Source organism: Nostoc sp. CHAB 5836 (assembly GCF_020829445.1).
In the GTDB taxonomy this organism is placed as follows: domain Bacteria; phylum Cyanobacteriota; class Cyanobacteriia; order Cyanobacteriales; family Nostocaceae; genus Nostoc.
Window position 1 is genome coordinate 1 of record NZ_JAIVFV010000045.1, and the last position, 22,451, is coordinate 22,451.

Annotated in this window: 6 protein-coding genes and 1 pseudogene; all 7 read right to left on the bottom strand. The window is 45.5% G+C overall.

The features are described 5' to 3' along the window. Positions 1-244, bottom strand: a pseudogene (locus LC605_RS11625) (MFS transporter); the annotation flags it as partial. A gap of 265 nt (positions 245-509) precedes the next feature. Continuing rightward, a complete protein-coding gene (locus LC605_RS11630; RefSeq protein WP_229547695.1) occupies positions 510-3,476 on the bottom strand; it encodes an amino acid adenylation domain-containing protein in 2,967 nt (988 codons plus the stop codon). A gap of 332 nt (positions 3,477-3,808) precedes the next feature. Continuing rightward, positions 3,809-8,458: a type I polyketide synthase gene (locus LC605_RS11635; protein WP_229547696.1), complete on the bottom strand. Its 4,650-nt coding sequence runs from the start codon at positions 8,456-8,458 to the stop codon at positions 3,809-3,811. 255 nt (positions 8,459-8,713) lie between these two features. Continuing rightward, a complete protein-coding gene (locus tag LC605_RS11640) occupies positions 8,714-13,687 on the bottom strand; it encodes a type I polyketide synthase (protein WP_229547697.1) in 4,974 nt (1,657 codons plus the stop codon). A gap of 197 nt (positions 13,688-13,884) precedes the next feature. After that, positions 13,885-19,392, bottom strand: a complete 5,508-nt coding sequence (locus tag LC605_RS11645; RefSeq protein WP_229547698.1) for a type I polyketide synthase — start codon at positions 19,390-19,392, stop codon at positions 13,885-13,887. Positions 19,393-19,930: 538 nt separating this feature from the next. Continuing rightward, complete coding sequence (locus LC605_RS11650; RefSeq protein WP_229547699.1) at positions 19,931-20,260, bottom strand: acyl carrier protein; 330 nt, start codon at positions 20,258-20,260, stop codon at positions 19,931-19,933. Between the two features lie 229 nt (positions 20,261-20,489). Then, positions 20,490-22,169: a PfaD family polyunsaturated fatty acid/polyketide biosynthesis protein gene (locus tag LC605_RS11655; RefSeq protein WP_229547700.1), complete on the bottom strand. Its 1,680-nt coding sequence runs from the start codon at positions 22,167-22,169 to the stop codon at positions 20,490-20,492. Positions 22,170-22,451: the final 282 nt, after the last annotated feature.

The window sequence follows — 22,451 nt, forward strand, 5'->3', positions numbered from 1 at the left end:
TTTTACGCAAGCCTAATTGACGCAATATATATGCCACCAAGGGTGCGCCCAGAGTTATCGACATAAAGTATACTGTGGAATTAGCTCCAATCCAGACATCATCAACTTGATGTTGAGCCATGAGCGTTGAGATAAAGGGAGTAAACAGCCCCATAGAAATACCGGAAATAAAACCGATAATATATAAGGCTGGTAAACCTATGGAAAACGGAGAAGTTGATGCTTTTGAAGAAATTTCCTGCATTGTTTTGGTAAAGTTATATATCAATACAGTTCAGTTAAGGCTAAAACTTTTTGCCAAAGTCAATTTTTTTAACGAACCGCCAAGGACGCCAAGGACGCCAAGAACGCAAAGAAAGAGAACAAAGAAATGCTTAACTCAACTGTATTGAGTTATATATTTGCAGTCAGAGTAATATGTTGGCGTTGCTGAATCCAGGAATGGAGGAATTATTTTGAGCATTCGAGTAAACAGCAACGACGACTTGCGTCACAAGTACTCCCTAGAGTTATTTGCGCTGCCGAACGCCTTCTTCTATTGGCGATATAACTGCAAGCATATTCTCTATCAGATCCAAGTATTGCTTGCCCAATTGATTGATGGTTGCAGGAAGATGAAAATTGCGAGAGTATTCGATTTCTAAATGGAAAATGCCATCGATAATGGAAAAGAAGAACTCTAACAAGGTTGTGCGTTTTTGTTCAGGAGGGGACAAACGCCGATCGCGGTCTTCCTCAATGAACTCAAACAAATCAAACACAGGTTGGGTGCGATTTCCCAGGTAATTGGCTCTAATCGATGTCAGATTAGCATCAGGATAGATATAATTTGGCAAGCGATCGCATATCCAATCAAAGGTGACGCCGTTCATTGGCAGTGCATCAAAACCATCTTTGATATGGTTGATGGTTTTCTCCCACTTTTCCTCATAGTTTATCATCACCCCAACGGGGAAATTTACTGCGAAGTTACCAAAGCTTTCCCAGAAAATTTGGTTATCGCCCAAATCTCTACCGTGGCTACGATGACTCAATACTACCCAAGAAGTGCCACACCAAACAGCCGTCAGTTGATATAAGGGAGCAAGTAAAAGTGTATAAAGATTGCAACCATAGTGCTGTTTAGCTTTGCGTAACAGTGTGTCACTGTGAGCTTTGGTGAGAGTGAATCGTTCAGTAGCAGCAGAAGCTTCGATGTTAGTCCCCTTGACATGGTCAAAGGGAACATAAAACGCATATTGTCGAGAAGGAAATTGAGATTTCCAATAATCAACATGGCTGGACAAAGCTCCTTTTTTGTCTTCTTCCACAAGCAGACGGACAAAATCTGCGTAGGAAGGTGGCGAGGGGTTTTCAAAACTAGGCACACCACCCACCAAAATCTGGTCGTAAGCGTACCAAAGTTCTTTAAATAGGACAGTTGTACTCAGCATATCAGCGATGATATGGTGGGCAATCATGGTGATGTCGGAGGTTGATTCATCAACTTTGACTACGATTGTTGCTAATAGCGGCCACTCTTCAAGACGCAGTTTTTGACTGCTTTGCTCTATGCGAGAGCGAATTTCGCGATCGCGCCCGGCTGCACTCAGGTGACTACCATCAAAGAAATCTACAGGAAATTGCTTTTCTGTACCCATGATTTGCTGCTGCCATTCTCCATTGCGTTGTACAAACAAAGTACGCAAAGCAGGATGCCGTGCCATCATCAAGTTGAAAGCTTTGTTGAAAACGTCCAGATTCAAAGCTTGGCGGTAGCGAAAACGTGTATACCCCGTCCACTGATAGGGAGGCTCGAAGTATGTCACCAGCCATTGCTGCGCTGGCCCCAGTGGTAAGTATTCTTGAGCAGCATCAATGGTTTCACCCGGTTTTGGTTTCGGCTGACTCTTATTGGGCAGCGCCTGGAGAGCGTTACGATCCAGCTTGCCATTATGATTTTTAGGCAGACTGGGCAACCATTCCACACGTTGGGGAATCATATAATCAGGCAGTAGTTGGGAGAGATGTTCCTTGATTTGTCGATTATCCACCTTGTTTCCAGACAACCAAGCGATCAATCTCTTCTGCCCAGCCCCATAATCTACAGCTAAAACTGCGGCTTCGCGCACTGCTGGATGAGTATTAAGAACGCTCTCAATTTCTCCTAGTTCTACACGAAAACCCCGAATTTTTACCTGGTTGTCAATCCGTCCGTGATATTCAAAACTACCGTCTGGCAATTCCTTCGCCAAATCCCCAGTCCGATAGAGATACTGTCCGGGAATCTGGGGAAAGGGATTGAGGCGAAAAGCTTCTGATGTGCGTTGCAAATCATTTAAGTAACCTTTGGCAAGTTGTACACCTCCAATCCAAAGTTCTCCCAAATGCCCAGGTACCACTGGCTGCATTTGCTCATCTAGAATCTTGATGTAAACATTATCAATGGCTTTGCCGATGGGAATTTGATTAGTCACCTGTTCATTAGGACGTTGCTCAATAATATGAGCAGTCACGTCAATGGATGCCTCAGTTGGCCCATAGAGATTTGCTAGTCCAGTATCCGTTCCATACTTGTCAATCCAACGTTGGATAAAAGGTAAAGGCAAAGCTTCACCACTAAAAATTAACCAGCGCAAGCCAGGAAATTCCCAAGATTCATCTTCTAAAGCACTGATAAATTCGCCAAACAATGAAGGTACGAAGTGCATAACATTGATTTGGGTATCCTTAATCCACTGAGCGAATTTCCAAGGATTGATCACTGTTTCCCTTTCTACTGGGCAAATAGTCGCTCCCTCCATCAACGTCCAGAAAAGTTCCCAAACGGAGATATCGAAACAGAAAGAAGTTTTTTGAGCAACTCTGTCTCCAGGTTTCAGGCTGAATGTATTTTGCATCCAGCGCAGGCGGTTCATATAACCCCGATGGTTGAGCATTACTCCTTTGGGGCGTCCGGTGGAGCCAGAAGTATATAGAACCGTCATCAAATCATCGGCATCATTAGTATAGGGCGGATCTTGATCTGAGAAAGTAGACCAAGTATCTTTACTAAGTAAGTTTAGTTTTTTGCTGGGACTGAACGTGTCGCCATCGTCTAAAAACAGCAAAGTATGCAATGGTGACGCTGCATTCAAACACTCTTCAAGTTTGTTAGTTACTTGATACTCAGTTAGCAAAGTGTCAATCTTGGCGTGTTCGAGAATGTAACGAATGCGATCGCCTGGGTAGGAGGGGTCAAGAGGAACATAAGCCCCACCAGCCTTGAGAATCCCCAAAATTCCCACTAGCATTAAAGGATTGCGCTGTGTCATGATGCCAACAAGAGTGTTTGGCCCTACACCCTGAGTCCGCAAATAATTGGCCAGCTGATTAGAAAGGCGATGTAACTGGGCGTAAGTAAGTTTAGTTTGTTGATGTAGAACTGCGATCGCTTCCGGTGTTTGCTGAACCTGTTCTACAATTTTCAGGTAAGGAATTTCTGTAATATTGCTCATCTCAATAATTTCCTAGTAAAGTTTTAAATTTTGGATTTTAGATCTATTCTCAATACCCTTGGGTTAAGCCGTAAAAATAAATTTGCGTAGGTTGGGTTGAGGAACGAAACCCAACATTATCAAGGCTTTGTTGGGTTTCGCTTACACTCAACCCAACCTACTATTTCTCTTACGCTCTGTGTTCTCTGCGCCTCTGTGGTTCGTAAAAAAAAGAGTTTCAGCCCTTTTGTGAACCCTATTGGACTTTAGTCCTCTTTCATCAGGGCTGAATCCCTGACTACAAACTAAAAGCTTTTATTCTTTGTGACACTTGCGTAAGTCCTATTTAAAATCTAAAATTCGCTGAGTGTATTTACCATTTCTTGCAAACTCCTGCAACTTAGTAACGCTTGGCGATCGACTTTCCCAATTAGCTTTTCCAAGCGGGTAATAATGCGGATACGTTCCAGGGAATCTACACCTAAATCCGCCTCCATATCTTTGTCCATTTCCTCAGAACTAATTTGGTAGTGACAAATTTCCTCTGCCACCTGTCGAATTGTGGACTCAATTTTCGCATCTGCTTGTGATACTGACACCAGTTCTGTTGGCTGTTGGGGTTGAATTGTCAGTGAGCATAATTCCTCTATCTGAGCAATGTATTCCTGCATTAACTGATCAATAAGCGACAAGTCGAAGAAATTGTAGTCATAACTAGCAAACAGATGCAAACTGCCGTCGAATATCTCTTGTAATATATCAATGGTTCCAACAGCATTTATGCCACCTGCTTGATAATCAATTACTTCTACAGGGCCGTATTGAGTTTTGATATGCGTATGCCCTGTGTAGGGAAAGTATAAATTTGATTTCAAGACGCTCCTAAACATAGATAAACTATGCTCAGGGATTTTGCCGTCTTCTAAGGCTATATTGTCCCGGAACATCAGCCCCATCTGGCGAGTCTGCGCTCGATCTAGACCGATGGCGATGCCATTTTGAACTTCTTGATGCACACGGTTTAACAGAATTTGCCAATCTTCATCCGGTTGTGGTGGTGTAAAACTCAGGGCTAAATTCTGCGCGAAACTACTGACGACAGATGAAGCATCTGCACCAGGATAAACTCTACCGCTAGTGGGGACTTGAAGGATTACAGATTGTGAAGACTGCTGCAATTTGACAACGGCTCGCAGAAAAGCTCCTAATAGCAAAGAATTTACAGGTAATCGCCAGTCACGAGTACGTTCAATCAGTTTAGCAGTGCGATCGCGTCCGAGAATGTACCGTTGAGTATGGAATTGGGGGCGTGGGTGGTCAACAATATCGCCTTTGGGGTTCCAGAAGTAAGAATCCTTACCTTGGCTACTAGTATAAGCTGCCAGCGCTCGGTCTTCTTCGGGATCGTGCCAAGCGTTCATGGCTTGCACTAATTGGCTGTAATCTTCTAAGGTCGTAGCTGGAGGCAGATCAGGCTGCTCATTGCAGATATTTGCGCGATAAATTTCGAGAAATTCACGCAATATAAGATGATTTCCCAGAGCATCAGAAATTAGGTGTTCGTTGCCTAAAAATAGCTGATATACGGAATCTTCTAAGCGCAATACAGAAAATTGATGCAATGGCCATGCAGTTAGGGGCCATTCATAATTTAACCAGCGATCAACTTCTGCCTGTACAGCCTGCTCTTTAGCATCACTGTCAAGATGTCTAAGATCTGTAACTGGAATTTCTGGAGGAATTGGATCTTCCATAACTTCCATTAAGTATTCATTAAAGCGAGTCGCACCCTCTGGAACATGGAAGCGCGATCGCAACATGGGATGGCGAAATAGTAAGTCTTTCCAACTCTGCCAAGCAATATCTAAGTCGAAAGGCCCTTGTAAACGCAAACTAGAAAACAGGCTGTTGGAATTTACCACCCAGTGACCTAATAAGTGAAAATACTGTCCATGAAGCATTTCCACATTAGAACCTCTCCCCCATAGGGAGAGAGGCTTTGCGTTATTTATTTCACCCTGCTGTGTAGTGACTTTTTCTGGGTTAATAACTACAGCATCTCCACCAGTGACGATGTTTTGCTCATCCGAGGTTTGCCACTCTTCAAATATCTGAATTACTTGCCTCAATGTCTGTAACTGCATCAAATCTCGCAAAGAGAACTTGCGACTAAATGCTGTCTGTTGTTCTGCTGGAACCAGTTTTATGAGACCGCTCATCAGTTGCATCATCATGATTGAATCCAATCCCAGGTCTGCCTCTAGGGAAATATCCAAATTTAATTGCTCCAACTTCAGTCCAGTTGTCTTAGCTGCTAGAGCCAAAATACGCTCCTCTAGGGTTGTATCAGAGATGCTGATGGCAGGAATTTCTCGCTTCTGAACTGGAACTGACTCTTGCTTAGTGACTGCTGTAGTTTCAATCCAGAAACGTTGGCGTTGAAAGGGATAAGTAGGCAGAGGTATCCGGCTACGCTGATAATCGTGGTCAAAGCCAGACCAGTCCACCTTTACACCTTGAACATACAGCGAGGCTAAACTCTCAAGCAACTGCTGCCAATCGTTTTGTCCGCGACGTAAAGAAGGCAACCAAACTCCCACGCCATCAGGTAAAGACTGTTGCCCCATGCCTATAAGTACTGGATTTGGGCCAATTTCCACAAATAGGTTATACCCAAGGGCAAAAAGTGTCTCCATCCCTGTGGCAAATCGTACTGGCTGCCCTAGATGACGACGCCAATAACTAGCTTGACCAATTTCTCCTTCCTGCACTAGTTGTCCAGTCACATTGGAAATTAAGTCTATTTGGGGTTCATGATAGACTAACTCACTGCCTATGGCGGGCTTGGCCAACGCCACTTCCTGAGTATTAGACATGGGTGCGATTACCTGTTCTGGGGATGTAAATACCGCCGCCATCTCACCCTCCGGCGGTATTTGCATCAAACGGGAGCGATCGGCAATCAACTTCAACCCATCTTCTAAACTGAACACTCCAGCCACACAAGCCGCGACATATTCGCCGACACTGTGACCGATCACGGCATTGGGTTCAATTCCCCAAGAGCGCCATAATTCATATAGAGCATATTCCAAGGCAAATAAAGCTGGTTGGGTGTAAAGTGTTTGGTCGAGGGGGGAATTCTCACCTGGTGCGGGATAAATTACAGACAATAGGGGTTTTGGCAGATAAGGGCGCAAGATCGCATCGCAGCGCTCTAGGGCTTGGCGGAAAGTCGGCTGGGTATCATAGAGTTGGCGTCCCATGCCTACATATTGCGAACCTTGTCCGGTGAACAAAAAGGCCACCTTGGGTTGACGGGATTTATCAACTTGCCCTTTGAGGAAGCCACGAGGATTTTGCCCAAGGTTGAAGGCTGCTAACTGTTCACACATCTGATTTAAGTCTTCAGCCACCACCGCCAAACGATGGGCAAATACACAGCGGCCTGTATTGGCAGTAAAACAGACATCGGCTAGGTTTATGTCAAGATTAGCTCTGAAGGCTGTGTAAAAGTTAACAACTAACTCCTGTAATCCGCTTTCAGTTTTCGCCGAGAGACTGAGCAGATGTAAGGGGCGTTCTACTTCATTGGACTGCTGCTGGCGGCTAGGGGCTTCTTCGATGACAAGGTGAGCATTAGTACCAGTTACACCAAACCCACTCAACCCAGCAATCCGGGGTTTATCTCCAGAAGTCCAAGGCGATCGCTCGGTTGGCACTAGCACTGGCAGCTTTGCCCACGGGATCAAAGGATTGGGATTTTTTAGGTGTAGATGAGGGGGTATCTCTTGATGTTGCAGTGCCAGCACCACCTTGATCAGTCCCGCCACCCCTGCTGCTGATTCTAAGTGACCAATGTTGGTTTTTGCCGAGCCAATGATTAAAGGCTCCTGTGGCGATCGCTCTTGGCACAACACTGCCCCCAAAGACTCGACTTCAATCGGATCTCCTAAAGATGTTCCTGTCCCGTGGGCTTCGACATAGCTAATTTGTCCAGGTTCTACCCCAGCGTTAGCCAAGGCTTTACGGATTAGTGCTTGCTGGGCGACTCCATTGGGAACTGTCAAACCACTACTGGGGCCATCTTGGTTAACCGCCGATCCCCGAATCAGGGCTAAGATATTGTCACCGTCAGCGATCGCATCACTAAGGCGCTTGAGAACAACAACCCCACATCCTTCTCCCCTGGCAAAGCCGTCGGCCGCAGCATCAAAAGTCTTGCAACGACCATCGGCGGCTAACATTCTGGCTCGACAAGTGGCAATGGTCGCAATTGGTGACAGAATGAGATTCACCCCACCAGCGAAGGCGAGATTGCACTCTTGGCTACGCAGACTTTGGCAGGCTAAATGGATGGCTACCAGTGAAGATGAGCAAGCCGTATCCACCACCATACTTGGCCCCTGTAGACCCAAAGTATATGATAAGCGACCAGCTACAGCGTTGAGACAATTGCCTGTAGCACTGTAGGCATCGATTTTGCTGCGATCGCTAGACCCAATCTGGAGTTGCAAATAATCATTGGTGGTAATGCCGACAAATACCCCGGTTTGGCTATTCCTCAAGCGATCGGGTGCAATGCCAGCCTGCTCAATCGCCTCCCAGCTGACCTCCAACAACAGCCTCTGCTGGGGATCCATGTTCTCAACTTCCCGGGGGGTAATGCCAAAGAATTGGGCATCGAACTGGTCTACTTGGTCTAGAAACCCGGCATTTTTAACATACATTTTTCCTGGTGCATCAGGGTCTGGATCGTAGAATTCATCAATGTTCCATCGATCTTTTGGAACCTCAGTGATGGCATCCACTCCGTCATGAAGCAGAGACCAGAATGTTTGCAGATTGTTAGCACCAGGAAATCGGCAACCCATACCAATAATGGCAATTGGCTCTGTCTTGGCACGCTCCATAGCCTCAAGCTTAGAGCGCATTTCTCTGACTGCCAGCAGTGCATTTTTTAAGCGATCGCGATGGTCAATAGTTTCGGAAATATTATTCATTTTAATAATTTCTGAGGATGTTTAAAGAGTTATCGGGAAATTAAGCATTTCTGATGCAGTAGAGTAAAAATCTCTTGAGGAGCGAAAGGCAACCTAACTAGTGGTCTGTATTATTAATTTTGATGAGTTTGTAGTAAGCACTTCAGTGCTTAAAAATTTAGGACTAAAGTCCTTACTACGAACTTTTTCACCACTCATAACTAATGCGATAGACTACTGGCACGTCAGCTTTAAAACATTACCCTCCCTACATCCCTAATTAACCAAGGCGGCTAATTCTGCGTCTAGTAATGAAGCCAATTCGTCTTCCGAAAATTGTTCTAGCTCTACTGAAGCTTGAGACAATTCTTTGGGATCTTTTTGTAACTCCTGTTGTGTCGATGGCTCTAGGGAAAGAATGTGGGTAGCCAGGTGATTAGCTAGAACCTCAATATTTGGATAGTTAAAAACTAGTGTTGAACTTAAGGATTGTCCCAAACTGACTTCAAGGCGATTCTTCAAGTCCACAGCCATTAAAGAATCCATGCCTAGTTCGAGAAAGCCCTGTTGTACGTCTGCCAGATGGGATGTCTCTAGTCCTAAAACCTCAGCAACTTGGCTTTGGAGATGAGCAATTAAGAAACTTTGACGTTTATTGGCTGGTAGGGCATCCAATTGCTCTAAAAACTGTGGGCGCGATGCTACCTGTTCTTGTGGCTGTGTGCCCATTTGTTTGAGCAGCGATCGCTCTCCCTTGACTTCATAAACTGCTTTGAAGATATTCCAGTCAACCTTAGCCACTGTTGCTTGGACAATGTTTGTACCCAAAAGTTCTGCTAGGACTGCAATCCCTTCTTCTGGTTGCCAAGGTTCTAACCCCATCCGCTTCAATAAGGTTTGGGTTTCTTCCGAAGCCATCCCACCACCTGCCCAAGGGCCCCAATTTATACTTAAAGCTGGTACTCCAAGGGCTTGGCGATAATGCGCAAGGGCGTCGAGAAAGTGATTGCCAGCAGCGTAATGTGCTTGTCCTCTAGAACCCCACACTGAAGCAATTGAGGAGAAGCAAACGAAGAAATCTAAATTCATCCCCAAACTAAGTTGATGTAAAAGCCACCCACCCGCTACTTTCGGTTGCAGAGTGGATTCAAGGGTCTTAAGGCTGATATCTTGTAAGGGTTTATACTCAGCTATTCCAGCAGCATGAACAATTCCTTTTAAAGGAATTTGACCATTGTGTAACTGTTCAAAGACCGCAGAGATTTGAGCCTGGTTGCTAACATCAGCCTGAGCGACGACAACATTAGCACCCATATTTTCTAAGGCTTGAATAGCTTGCACCCGTTCCCAGATTTCGCTATTCTTTGGCAAGGTTGCCCACGCAGCGCGATCGGGAAGACCCCGCCTCCCTATTAGCACCAAGTTTCGCGCCCCTTGTTCTACCAGCCACTGGGCAACTTTCAGCCCTAAACTGCCCAAGCCGCCAGTAATTAGGTAAGTACCATCAGCTTGCAATTGCACAGGTTTAGATGGCGGTTTATTGCTTTGCACCAAACGAGCAACATAGCGTTTTTCGCCGCGTAAGGTGAGTTGATCTTCGCCATCAGGCTGCCAAATTTCTGTTAAGAGAGAAACAGCTTGCCGATCGCTAGAGATACTCGGATCTAAATCTATCAACCCTCCCCAAACTTCAGAATGCTCCAGTGCGATCGCCCGGCCCATTCCCCACAAAGGTGCTTGAGCTACTGCTAGAGAAACAGGTTTTGTTTCCACTACTTGTGTGCCAGAAGTTATCAACCATATCCGAGTTAATGCGGACTTACTCTGTTTGACCAGTTCTTGAACAAGATGCAGCACACTGCCACAGCCCAGTAGTTGCGCTTTCTCTAAAGAAGATGGTGTAATTTGGTCGTCCATTGCTGCATCTAAACTCCACAGATGCACTATTCCCCGACACAATAGACCATTATTTCCGAGAGTTTCCTGCAATAGTCGTTGACAGTCTTGAGGATTTGCTGGGTTGATTTTCCGATGTCCGCCTTCTAAAATTTCATAGGCTTCGCCAGGATAAATCATGACATATTTTTCACCGCGCGATCGCAGCAGTTCTGCAAGGGCCTGTCCTACGCCAGCCCGATCTGCGAATATCAGCCATTTGCCCGGTTGCTTAACGGAAACAGGCGGTACACTCAAATGCTCTTGGGGTTGCCACTGCACCTCGTATAATGAATCACTCAGATAATCTGGAATCAAGTGCTGCTGGTCTTGTAAGAGCAACTGTTTAAGTAGCTCATATCTGTCTGGAGAAAGCTGGACAATACGTTGAGAAAGTTGAGCTAACTGCATACTTTCCAGGATGGATTGCACAAGTGATGCTGGCAGTTGTTCAACTATTTCTAACTTCCGAGCTAGTTGTTGGGTATCTCCAGATTGTAAAAGATTGTGAATCGGGTATTCAACATTTTTGTTTGATCCAATCTGTACTTCTGGCTGCTTGGGTACTTGGCTCTCAAACCAATAACGCTTTCTTTGGAAGGGATAGGTAGGCAAAGGCAAGCGATCGCGTTGATAATCGTGGTCAAAGCCAGACCAGTCCACTTTCACACCTTGGACATACAGCGACGCTAAACTCTCAAGCAACTGCTGCCAATCTTTTTGCCCACGACGCAAGCTTGATAACCAAACCCCTGTTCCTTCTGGTAAACATTGCCGCCCCATACCGATCAGTATGGGACTTGGGCCGATTTCCACAAACAGTTCATACCCTTGTGCAACAAGTGTTTGTATACCTGCGGCAAATCGCACCGTCTGCCGCACATGACGACACCAATAGCTAGCTTGACCTATTTCTGCTCCCTGTACAATTTCTCCAGTCCCATTGGAAATCAAGTCTATCTGGGGAGTCGCATAAGTTACTGCTGCTGCTTTCTGCTCAAACTCCGCTAGCATCGGCTCCATCAGGGGAGAATGAAAGGCATGAGATACTGTTAAGGGACGAGTCACTATTCCTTCGGCTTCTAATTCCTTTAACACCGCCTGTAAAGCCACCCCTTCACCGGAAATGACTATATTTTGTGGGCCATTAACCGCCGCGATCGCCACTTGCTGACTATAGGGAGCGATTGTTGCCCTTACCTGTTCTTGGGATGCAAATACCGCCGCCATCTCACCCCCCGGTGGTAATGCTTGCATCAAACGGGAGCGATCGGCAATCAACTTCAACCCATCTTCTAAGCTGAACACTCCAGCTACACAAGCCGCGACATATTCGCCGACACTGTGACCGATCACGGCATTGGGTTCAATTCCCCAAGAGCGCCATAATTCATATAGAGCATATTCCAAGGCAAATAAAGCTGGTTGGGTGTAAAGTGTTTGGTCGAGAGGGGAATTCTCACCTGTGGCGGGATAAATTACAGACAATAGGGGTTTTGGTAGATCAGGACGCAAGATCGCATCGCAGCGCTCTAGGGCTTGGCGGAAAGTCGGCTGGGTATCATAGAGTTGGCGTCCCATGCCTACATATTGCGAACCTTGTCCGGTGAACAAAAAGGCAATCTTAGGCCGACGACTGTCTTGAGGTTGCCCACTCAACACTCCCGATAGATGATTACCACTGCTGAAGGCTGCTAGCTGTTGGCATATCTGATCGGAATTTTCAGCTGTTACTGCTAGACGATTAGCAAATACAGAGCGACCTGTATTGGCACTAAAGCAGACATCAGCTAAGTTCAGATCGGGATCGGCTTTGAGTGCGGTGTAAAATTTACTGGCTAACTTTTGTAATCCGCCTTCCGTTTTTGCCGAGAGAGTTAGCAGGTGTAGGGGGCGTTCTACTTCCTTGGGCTTTTGCTGACGGGTTGGCGCTTCTTCAACCACCAAATGAGCATTAGTGCCACTAAAACCGAAGGAACTCAGACCCGCGATGCGCGATCCGTTGGGCGAAGACCAGGGAGTGAGTTCTGTAGAAATTTTGATTGGTAGTTCTGCCCACGGTATATAAGGATTAGGGTTATGTAAATGTAGATGAGGTGGTATTTCTTGATGTTGCAGAGCCAGCACTAACTTGATTAAACCCGCCACCCCAGCTGCTGCTTCCAAATGTCCGATGTTGGTTTTAGCTGAACCAACTATCAACGGCTGGTCTGGAGAGCGTCCCTGACCTAATACTGCTGCTAAGGCTCGCAATTCGATGGGGTCTCCTAGAGATGTACCTGTGCCGTGGGCTTCGACGTAACTCACCTGATTGGGCGCTACCCCAGCGTTAGCTAGAGCTGTGCGGATTACTGCTTGCTGAGATGGGCCATTGGGAACCGTCAAACCGCCGCTACGACCGTCTTGGTTGACTGCTGATCCCCGAATTAGGGCTAAAATATTGTCACCATCAGCGATCGCATCACTGAGGCGTTTGAGGACTACAATCCCGCACCCTTCTCCCCGTGCATAGCCATCAGCCGCAGCATCAAAGGTTTTACAGCGACCATCGGCAGCTAGCATCCTCGCTCGGCATTCATTAATAGTTACGACAGGTGTCAAAATCAAATTCACTCCCCCAGCTAGAGCTAAATTACACTCTTTTGTGCGTAAACTCTGGCAAGCTATATGGACTGTTACCAAGGACGAAGAGCAGGCTGTATCTATTGCCATGCTTGGCCCTTGTAGACCTAGAGTGTAAGATAATCTACCAGAAGTAACGCTAAAAGCGCTACCTGTGGCAGTATGGGCATCGGCAAGACTGGGGTCATTGGCTGCTACCTGGAAATAATCCAAATTCATAATGCCGACAAAAACCCCAGTTGGACTACCAACTAGCCCCTCCTGTGCCAGCCCAGCATTTTCTAGGGCTTCCCAACTCACTTCTAAGAGTAGCCGTTGCTGCGGATCCATATTCACAGCTTCCCGAGGCGCAATCCCAAAAAACTGTGGGTCAAACTGATCTACCTGGTCTAGAAATCCGGCATTGCGGACATACATTTTCCCTGTAGCATCAGGATTTGGGTCATAGTAAGCGTCAATATCCCAACGGTCTGCGGGTACTTCTTTAATGGTATCTATCCCATTACGCAACATCTGCCAGTATGATTCTGGATCGTTGCTGCCTCCTGGAAATCGGCAACCTAAACCAATAATGGCTATTGGTTCTGTCTTGGCACGTTCGTTGGCTTCTAGTTTGGCTTGCATTTCTTGCAAGGCCAAAAGAGCGCGTTTTGTTGGGGATAGAGGTTGGGAGTTTTCTAAGTTGTTAGTCATATCAATACGTTTTTCTATATTAGGAGGTGAAAAATTGGCAAATTATTTTTAACGAACCACGGAGGCGCAGAGAACGCAGAGAGAAGGAAAAATGCTTGACTGAACTGTATTGCCTTATAGGTGAGCTTGTTGACTAATAGACATCTGGTAGAAATTAAATATGCGTTACCCCGAACCCTTGTAGAGACGTAGCACTGCTACGTCTCTACATTCATTTTCATCAGATGTCTAATGTTTTCTAATTCTCTGAGCAGTAATTCTTCTGCATCTTCTTCTGAAAGCTGTTTGAGTTCTGCCGAGGTGATAATCTGTTGATGATGATTGTTCTCGATCGCTGTGGGCAATTCTGTAGACTGTTTCACAAAAAACATCTCATTAGCCAGATACTTAGCAAGAGTATCGAGAGTTGGATAGTCAAAGATTAATGTTGAAGGCAGAGAGCGCCCTAGAGAAGTTTGCAGACGGTTTCGCAACTCGACGGAGGTTAGGGAGTCCATACCGATGTCGAAGAAACCTTGATGTGGCTCTAAGGAATGGGACGAACCTCGACCCAAAACTTTCGCAACTTGGTCTTGGACGTGAGCAAGTAACATTTCGTGGCGATCGCGCACAGAAACTTTTTCTAATCGCTGGACAAACTCTAGCTGTTGTACCGATGGTGGTTCAGCTTTGGGTTGTGAGCCTAACTCGGTAAGCAACGCTGGGACGGTATCCGCAGAAAATTGCTGCATAAATTGCGACCACTCCACAGGTACTACCCCAACCTGGGCGGATGACTGTTGAAGTAATTGTCCCAATACTTGTAATCCTTGCTGTGGTGCAATGGTATCCATCCCCATTGCGGCCAAACGTTGTTGCTCTTGACTACCCAAGTTAGCGGCCATTCCCACTTTTGCCCAGGTACTCCAGTTGATAGCTAACGCTGGTAATCCTTGAGCGTAGCGATAATGGGCAAGTGCATCTAAAAAAGCATTGGCGGCGGCATAGTTTCCTTGTCCTGGTGAGCCAAGCAAGGAGGCTACTGATGAAAACATTACAAAGAAGTCTAAAGGCAAGTTCTGCGTTAAAATGTGCAGATTCCAAGCTCCTTGGATTTTCGGAGCCATGACTTTCGTAAAGCGTTCCCAGTCTTGTTGGCCCAGCATTCCATCATCAAGAACACCCGCAGCATGGATGATGCCTCGCAATGGCGGCATTGATTCGGAAATTTTCGCCAAGATATTGCTAACATCTCTGTGTTGAGAAACATCTCCTTTAGCCACTAAAACTTTAGCACCAGAATGTTCTAGCTGGTTCACAGCTTTGCGGGTAGCATCAGTAGCACCACTGCGCCCTATTAATACTAAGTGCCGCGCTCCTTGTTCTACCATCCACTCAGCAAGCTTCAGTCCTAAACCACCCAGACCACCAGTAATTAGGTAAGTGCGATCGCTGTGCAAAGATAAAGGCGCTGCTGATTTACTACTACTTTGAACCAAGCGGGCGACATAACGTTGTCCCCTGCGGAAAGCTAAATGATCTTCTCTATCCGGCTGGGAAATTTCGGTAAATAGTGTGGCAGCTTCATCACCAGAGATGCCAGCCGCTAAATCTACCATTCCTCCCCAAATCTGCGGGTGTTCTAAGGCGATCGCTCTACCTAATCCCCACAAGGTTGAGTGTGCCACTGCCAAGGGAGTAGCTGACGATTCTACGGGTTGAGTATTTTGTGTCACCAACCACAGCCGGGGAGAGACCGATTTTTCCACCTGGGTCAGCCCTTGCACCAAATGCAGTACACTTTGACAACCCAATGTCTGGGCATTTTTCAGAGAGTCTGCGGTGATCTCTTCTAAAGAAGGAGTATCCAATGCCCATAAGTGGACTACTCGACGCAACGGTGCTTCATATGTCTGTGAAATCTCGCGGAATAACTGCTGAAAATCCTCTGCACAGGTAGGATTGATTGTGTAATCTCCCGCCTTCGATAACTCATATCGTTCACCGGGGAAGACCATAATGCAAGTTTCGCCCTGACTTTCCAAAAGTCTTGCTAGGGCTGCTGCTGCGCCTTCTTGGTCAGCGAAGAGTAACCAGCTACCTGGATGATTTGGCGCAGATTCAGCCAAATTGGATTGACGCTCTCTAGGTTGCCACTCTACTTCATAAAGCCAATTATTTAGATTCTTTTGAGCAAATTGCCGCAGTACTTCACCTTTGGCACGCTTGACGTGCAAACCCTCAATTTCTGCTATTACTTGTCCAGCATCGTCAAAAAGCCGCAAATCGCCGATGCGGGTTTCTTGATTTGAGCTATCTTGGGGACGTATTTGACCATGAATCCACAATTGACTTTCAAGGCGACGGTATACCCGCAGATTATCCAACCCGACTGGGAGATAAGTATCTCCTTCGGCAACATCAGCTAAGGTAGCAAATAAAAGCTGGAAACCAGAATCCACTATTACAGGGTGCAACTCAAATGCTGCCGCTTCTGAAACTAATCTTAATGGCAGCCGAATCCGCCCCAAAGCTTCTCCATCGCCTCGCCAAAGTTGCTCAATTCCTTGAAAACTCTCTCCATACTCCAATCCCCGATTTCGCAGATGTTGATAGTATGTTTTGGCTGATAATTCTTCTTGAAAGCGTGCCTGGAAGTCTTTGAGAGAAACAATTTCCACTGATTTTGTCTCCCCTGTCTGAATTTTTCCAGTTGCGTGCTGGATCCAAGAGCTTGCATCATCTCCTTGGCTGAATATTTGAAAAGAAGCTTGCCCAACACCTTCAGGTGTCAGAATTAACTGGACAACCCGACTAGCATCTTCGGGGATAATTAATGGTTCCTGAATCAATACCTGCTGAAGAGAAGATCCTGAGCCAAAAGCTACCTTCGCCGCAGCTAGAGCTATTTCTAAGTAAGCGGCTCCTGGCAAAACCACTATGCCATAAACCTGATGACCAACTAGAAAGGGCTGTAAATTAATGCTCAATTCTGACTCGAATAAAGTCTCCTTGATGGCTGAACGTACCTTTTGACCTAATAGCGGATGCAGATTTGTCTTGCTATTTGTTAGCTTTGTTTGGGGTTTTGCTTCAAACCAATACCGCTCACGCTGCCAAGGGTAGGAAGGTAAGCTAACAACCTGACATTCAGATGGATATAGTTGCTTCCAGTCAACAGTAAATCCTAAAGTGTAAAGGTTGCCTAAAGAACTAAGTAGCGTTGCCCGTTCTGGCTGACCGCGCCGCAGAGAAGATAATACGGTTCCTTCTTGATCAAGATGAGTGAGGCACTGGGAAATATAACCCGAAAGGACTGGGTGGGGGCTAATTTCCAGGAAAATAGTTTGACCTGCACTTACCAGTTCCTCAATTGCTCGTGCAAAGCGAACGGGTTGCTGTAGGTTGCGTCCCCAGTAGGCGGCATCGAAATCTGCACCATTTCTAGATTGACCTGTGACGGTTGAGAAGATGGGAATCTTTGCGGCTTGTGGCTGGAGTTGATTTAGTGTTTCTACCAATTCCTCAGCAAAGGGTAACATTTGCGGGCTGTGAAAGGCATAATTCACAGGTAGCAACTTGCAGAAAACCGTAGGTTGTTCGCGTTGGAGTAACTCTAGAAATGATTCTATGGCAGCAGGTTCTCCCGAAACGACTGTGGAAGTGGGACTATTCATCGCAGCGATCGCTAATTGTCCCTCATATCCACGCAACCATCGTTCTGTTTCTGCTGCTGACAATTCCACTGCTGCCATTTTGCCATTGCCAGTAGCTTGTTGCATCAAGCGACCGCGATCGCAAATTAGCTGCACGGCATCTGCTAAACTCAAAACGCCAGCAATATGGGCTGCTGCGACTTCACCCAGACTATGACCCACTACTGCTTTTGGCTCAATACCCCAAGCACGCCACAGACGAACAAGCGCTACTTGCAGTGCAAAAATTGCTGGCTGGGCAATCTCTGTCTCTTGCAAACGAGACACAGAGATATCAGTTGTCAGTTCTGCTAATAAAGACCAATTAGTATGAGATTTGATTAAGGCATCACACTCTTCTATAGTGGCGCGAAAAACTGGTTCCTGTTCTAGTAACTCCCGTCCCATTGCCCACCATTGGGGCCCTTGACCGGAGAACACAAAAACTAGTTTCGGACGGCGATGCTTGCGATTAGAAGCTTGATTAGTCTCTAACTTGGGTTGTAAAAAATCTTGTAACTTTTCTTGGAGTTGTGTGAGAGAATCAGCCACCAAAGCCAGACGGTGTTCATAGTGAGTGCGTCGCACACTTGCTGTATAACAAATGTCTGCCAGTGAAACACCATTGGGTTCTTGAGTTTCCAGAAAATTCTGATACGCTTGTGCTAATGATTTGACACCTTCCTGGCTCTGGGCTGATAGGGGCAGTAAGTAAGATTGTTGTTGTTGCGAGATATCTGCGGATTGGGGAGCCTCCTCTAAGACAATATGAGCATTAGTTCCCGAAAACCCGAAAGAACTAATGCCAGCCTTGGCTGGACTAGACCCTTGAGGCCAAGGTGTTAAAGACTGCTGCACTCGGATGGGTAGAGTGTCAAAAGGAATATAGGGGTTAGGCTGGTTAAAATGCAGATTTTGTGGTATCTGTTGATGCTTAAGGGATAACGCAACTTTAATTAAACCAGCGATGCCAGAGGCTGCTTCTAAATGCCCAATGTTGCTTTTTACTGAACCGACGGCACAGTAATTTCCAGGAGGACGGTCAGTAGCCAAAACACTTCCTAGGGCGATCGCCTCAATGGGATCTCCCAAAGGAGTGCCAGTACCGTGCAACTCAACATAGCTAATTTCGGCTGGTGTCACCCCAGCATTGTCCAATGCTTGACGAATCAGTGCTTCTTGAGCAGGGCCGAATGGCACGGTCAATCCCTTACTGCGTCCATCATGGTTAATGGCACTGCCGCGAATCAGGGCATATATCTGGTCATGATCTGCCAAAGCTTGCGATAAAGGTTTGAGGACAATGAAACCAGACCCTTCACTGCGAACATAGCCGTTAGCTTCGGCATCAAAAGTTTTGCAACGACCATCGAAAGACAAAGCCTTGAGGTTAGTTAGACCAATGTGTCCAGTCGGTGAAACAATAATATTCACACCGCCAGCCAAAGCCGTGCTAGCTTCTTTGTTCCATAAACTTTGGCAGGCCAGGTGAACTGCAACCAGTGACGAGGAACAAGCCGTATCAATTGCCATGCTTGGGCCGCGAAAGTTAAATACATAGGAAAGACGACCAGCCGCAAGGCTCAACACATTACCAGTCAAATCGTAGCCTTGGATCTGTTGGGAATAACCCTCTCCCTGAATCAAGCTGTAATCGTTTGTGGAAATACCCACAAACACCCCAGTGCGTGAGCCGGATAGCTGTTCTCGCACCTGTCCAGCATCTTCCAATGCTTCCCAAGCTACCTCTAATAAGAGTCGTTGCTGGGGATCCATAGACATGGCTTCTCTGGGTGAAATTCCGAAAAAGTGGGGGTCAAATTGGTCTACTTGCTGCAAAAAGCCGCCGCAGCGTGAGTTCGTTTTGCCAGGAATTTCCGGGTTTGGGTCATAGTATTTATCCAGATCCCAGCGATTTTTAGGGATCTCTGTAATGGCATCAACTCCGTTACACAAAAGCTGCCAAAAAGCCTTTGGATCTTTTGCGCCAGGAAATCGGCAGCCAATACCAATAATTGCGATCGGTTCCATTTTACTATCTTCCTGGGTTGCACTACGTTTATAAAAATGAAATTACTTTGAAACACTAAGTACAATATTTCATAAATTCGTAGCGAATTCTCTTTGCGTTCCTTTGCGCCCCTACCCTGCGGGAAGGCGAGGCGCCTATGCGTTTAAATTTCAACCCTCAATTCGCCACGATTTTATGCTGCATCTGTACTAAGTAAGTTGGCGCGAAAAAATCAAAGTATGTTACGAAACGCAAATAGGCTTAAAATCTTTACTAATGAGCAATAGACATAGGAGTGAAATTAAATATGCGTTACCCATAACCCTTGTCTTGACGTCGCACTGCTACGTCTCTTTAATTGCGCCCACCTACTTAGTAGCTGATAAAATATGATCAGTTTGTAGTAAGCACTTCAGTGCTTAAAAACCCAGGACTAAAGTCCTGACTACGAACTTCTTTACACCTGAGAATTAATGGGAATGCTTAACCCAAGTGTATTGCGTTTTAACGGACTATAACCTTTTCTCAGTAGTCTTTAGACTACTTTCGCTATTAGACTCAGAATTCATTCTGAGGCGGGCTAGATGAGAGTGAAATAGCCCTGGATAGAATACTAGTTTCCTCAGCTAATCGCTGGGCAAGTTCTGCAATAGTTGGGTAATTAAAAATTAAAGTAGGATTCAAATTTCGTCCCAGCCACCTTTCTAGCTTCCCCAACAGGATCATTGTTTCTGCTGAATTTAGACCGTAGTTATCGAAAGGCTCACAAGTATCTATGTCTTCAGGATCAATTTCCAGCCGCTCGCCAAATTGGGTAACTAACCAAACTTGAATAGTCTCTAGAGTTGGAGGGTGTACATCATTTGAAGTAGGAATGTGTTGGTTCATCTGTATAGATTAATTAACTAAGTTTTACTAAAATAAATTTGGGATTAAGTTTCACTTTCTCTGAAGCTTTAATATCAATAAATTGCCGTGCTTCAGGACTTCAGGTAGAATTTTTTAGCATCTTATGAGACTGAACCCGGAATTTTTGGGTTATGTTCTCAAGCAAAACTACTAACCTCTAAGACTTTTCATCTCTAAATCCAGAAATTATGCAATATTTTAAGAAAATCTAAGAAATTAAAGGCATTGGACGATAGTAACGGTAGTTGTCTGGTAGTTGCAATCCCTGAAATTTCAAGCTTTGTAATCGGTACAAGTAGGCTGCTCCATTCATAATATGGTAGGCAACATCAACTACACGCCGCCCATTCGGTTCAGCTAGGTAAGACCCTTTTACCCATTCATTAAAAGCACCGATCGCAGGGCCGCACCAAATTTGATAATCCATTTCTCGGCCTTTTTCACCAGAGGAAGACCAGCGAGAGGATAATCCTAGATACCAGCGAAAAATGAGAGCCATTTTCCGTTTGGGATTATCATTGGCTCTAGTAATTTGCTCTGGATCTCGTTCCGAGAAAAATTTAACTGTATCTTCCCAAATTGCTTCTAAGTTTCTACCAAATACTTGCTGTTCTAATTTGTGTCTTTCCTCAAGTGGAATTTCGTCAATTGAGTTGTAATTTTTGTAAAGGTCATACAATTTCTGCGCCCGCATGGGGAAAAAGTTACCAAGTTTGAGCAGTTGTACCTTTACCCCCATTTCAAACATATCGGCACAAGGAGCCATAATTACATCTGCCATAGCAGCTTTAGCTAGCAAATTTTTTGTATGAACAGAAGTACCAGCTTCAACACAGGATTGATTAATCGACCCCGTTACTACATAACTCGCCCCCATCATGAAGGCGGCTAGTGCTGACTCAGGTGTGCCAATACCTCCCGCAGCACCGATCCTTACCTGTCTGTCGTAGCGATACTGGCGCTGCATCTCGTCCCGGAGAGCTAAGATTGAGGGTAAAAGACAGACAAGGGGACGATTATCTGTATGTCCACCCGAATCTGCTTCTACGGTAATATCATCAGCCATTGGCACTTTTTCTGCCAGCGTCGCTTGTAACTCTGTAATCAGTTGTTGTTCAACAAGCTGCTTGAGAATTTTTGTCGGCGCTGGCTGTAAAAATTTTGTTGCAACTTCTGAGCGAGAAATCTTGGCAATGACTTTGTTATTTATCTCAATTTGACCGAGTGCATTGAGATTCAATCCCGCAGCCCGATAATAGACGATATGAGGCGTTAAACCGAGAAAGGCAGAAGCTTCTACAGTCCGAACACCGTGTTTGAGGTACAAATCAATGGCCTTACGTTCCAATGCCTCTTCACTCGGACTATGAATTAGGTTAAATGCGTAAGGCCCTTGAGGCATAGCTTGGTGAATTTGGTGAATAGCTGCTTCAATTCGGGAAGGAACTAAACCAGCCGCACCAAAGCTAGCCAACATACCTGCTTTTCCCAGAGCAATTACTAATTCTGCTGAAGCAATGCCACCTGCCATAGCACCAGCAGCATAGGCATATTTTACCCCATGAAAATCTAGGAAGCTGCGATCGCCTAACTGTTGAGGCGGTAGCGCTGGAGCAACCATCAAAGTCTCTAACAATTTACTTCGACTGTTGTCAGGGAAGTACAAATTACTTTGGTTGGCCATACCAATCCGACCCTGGTCTCTGAGGACATAACAAGGTTGATGTAAATTCAGCAACCGATTCTTGATTTCTATTTCGTCAAAAGAAATTAAATCTAAATCTCCTTTTAAAGCTTTATTTGTACTATTAAAATTGCTTGTAATTTTGCGGTTTTCAGCTAAGAGAATTGTATCAGCATCTTGAGGTTTTTTGCCATTTTCTAACATCTTGAAAAATCTCCATTTATTTTTAATTTGGAATTAAGTAAGTTAGCACGAAAAAATCAACCTATGTTACGAAACATAAATAGCAATACGCTTGGGTTAAGGATAATTGTAGGTTGGGTTGAACTTTAGTGAAACCCAACAAACCCCGCTCTTCGGTTGGGTTTCGTTCCTCAACTACGCAATACAAGATTTTTGATGCTAACTGAACCGTATTGACATAAATAGGCTTAAAATTTTTACTAATGACCAATGACAAAGGACAAATGACAGCCTTAGCCAGTT

What these genes read in the sequence shown, in the direction of transcription:
- LC605_RS11630 (WP_229547695.1), bottom strand. Translation starts at nt 3,476, where the DNA reads ATGAGCAATATTACAGAAATTCCTTACCTGAAAATTGTAGAACAGGTT.
- LC605_RS11635 (WP_229547696.1), bottom strand. Translation starts at nt 8,458, where the DNA reads ATGAATAATATTTCCGAAACTATTGACCATCGCGATCGCTTAAAAAAT.
- LC605_RS11640 (WP_229547697.1), bottom strand. Translation starts at nt 13,687, where the DNA reads ATGACTAACAACTTAGAAAACTCCCAACCTCTATCCCCAACAAAACGC.
- LC605_RS11645 (WP_229547698.1), bottom strand. Translation starts at nt 19,392, where the DNA reads ATGGAACCGATCGCAATTATTGGTATTGGCTGCCGATTTCCTGGCGCA.
- LC605_RS11650 (WP_229547699.1), bottom strand. Translation starts at nt 20,260, where the DNA reads ATGAACCAACACATTCCTACTTCAAATGATGTACACCCTCCAACTCTA.
- LC605_RS11655 (WP_229547700.1), bottom strand. Translation starts at nt 22,169, where the DNA reads ATGTTAGAAAATGGCAAAAAACCTCAAGATGCTGATACAATTCTCTTA.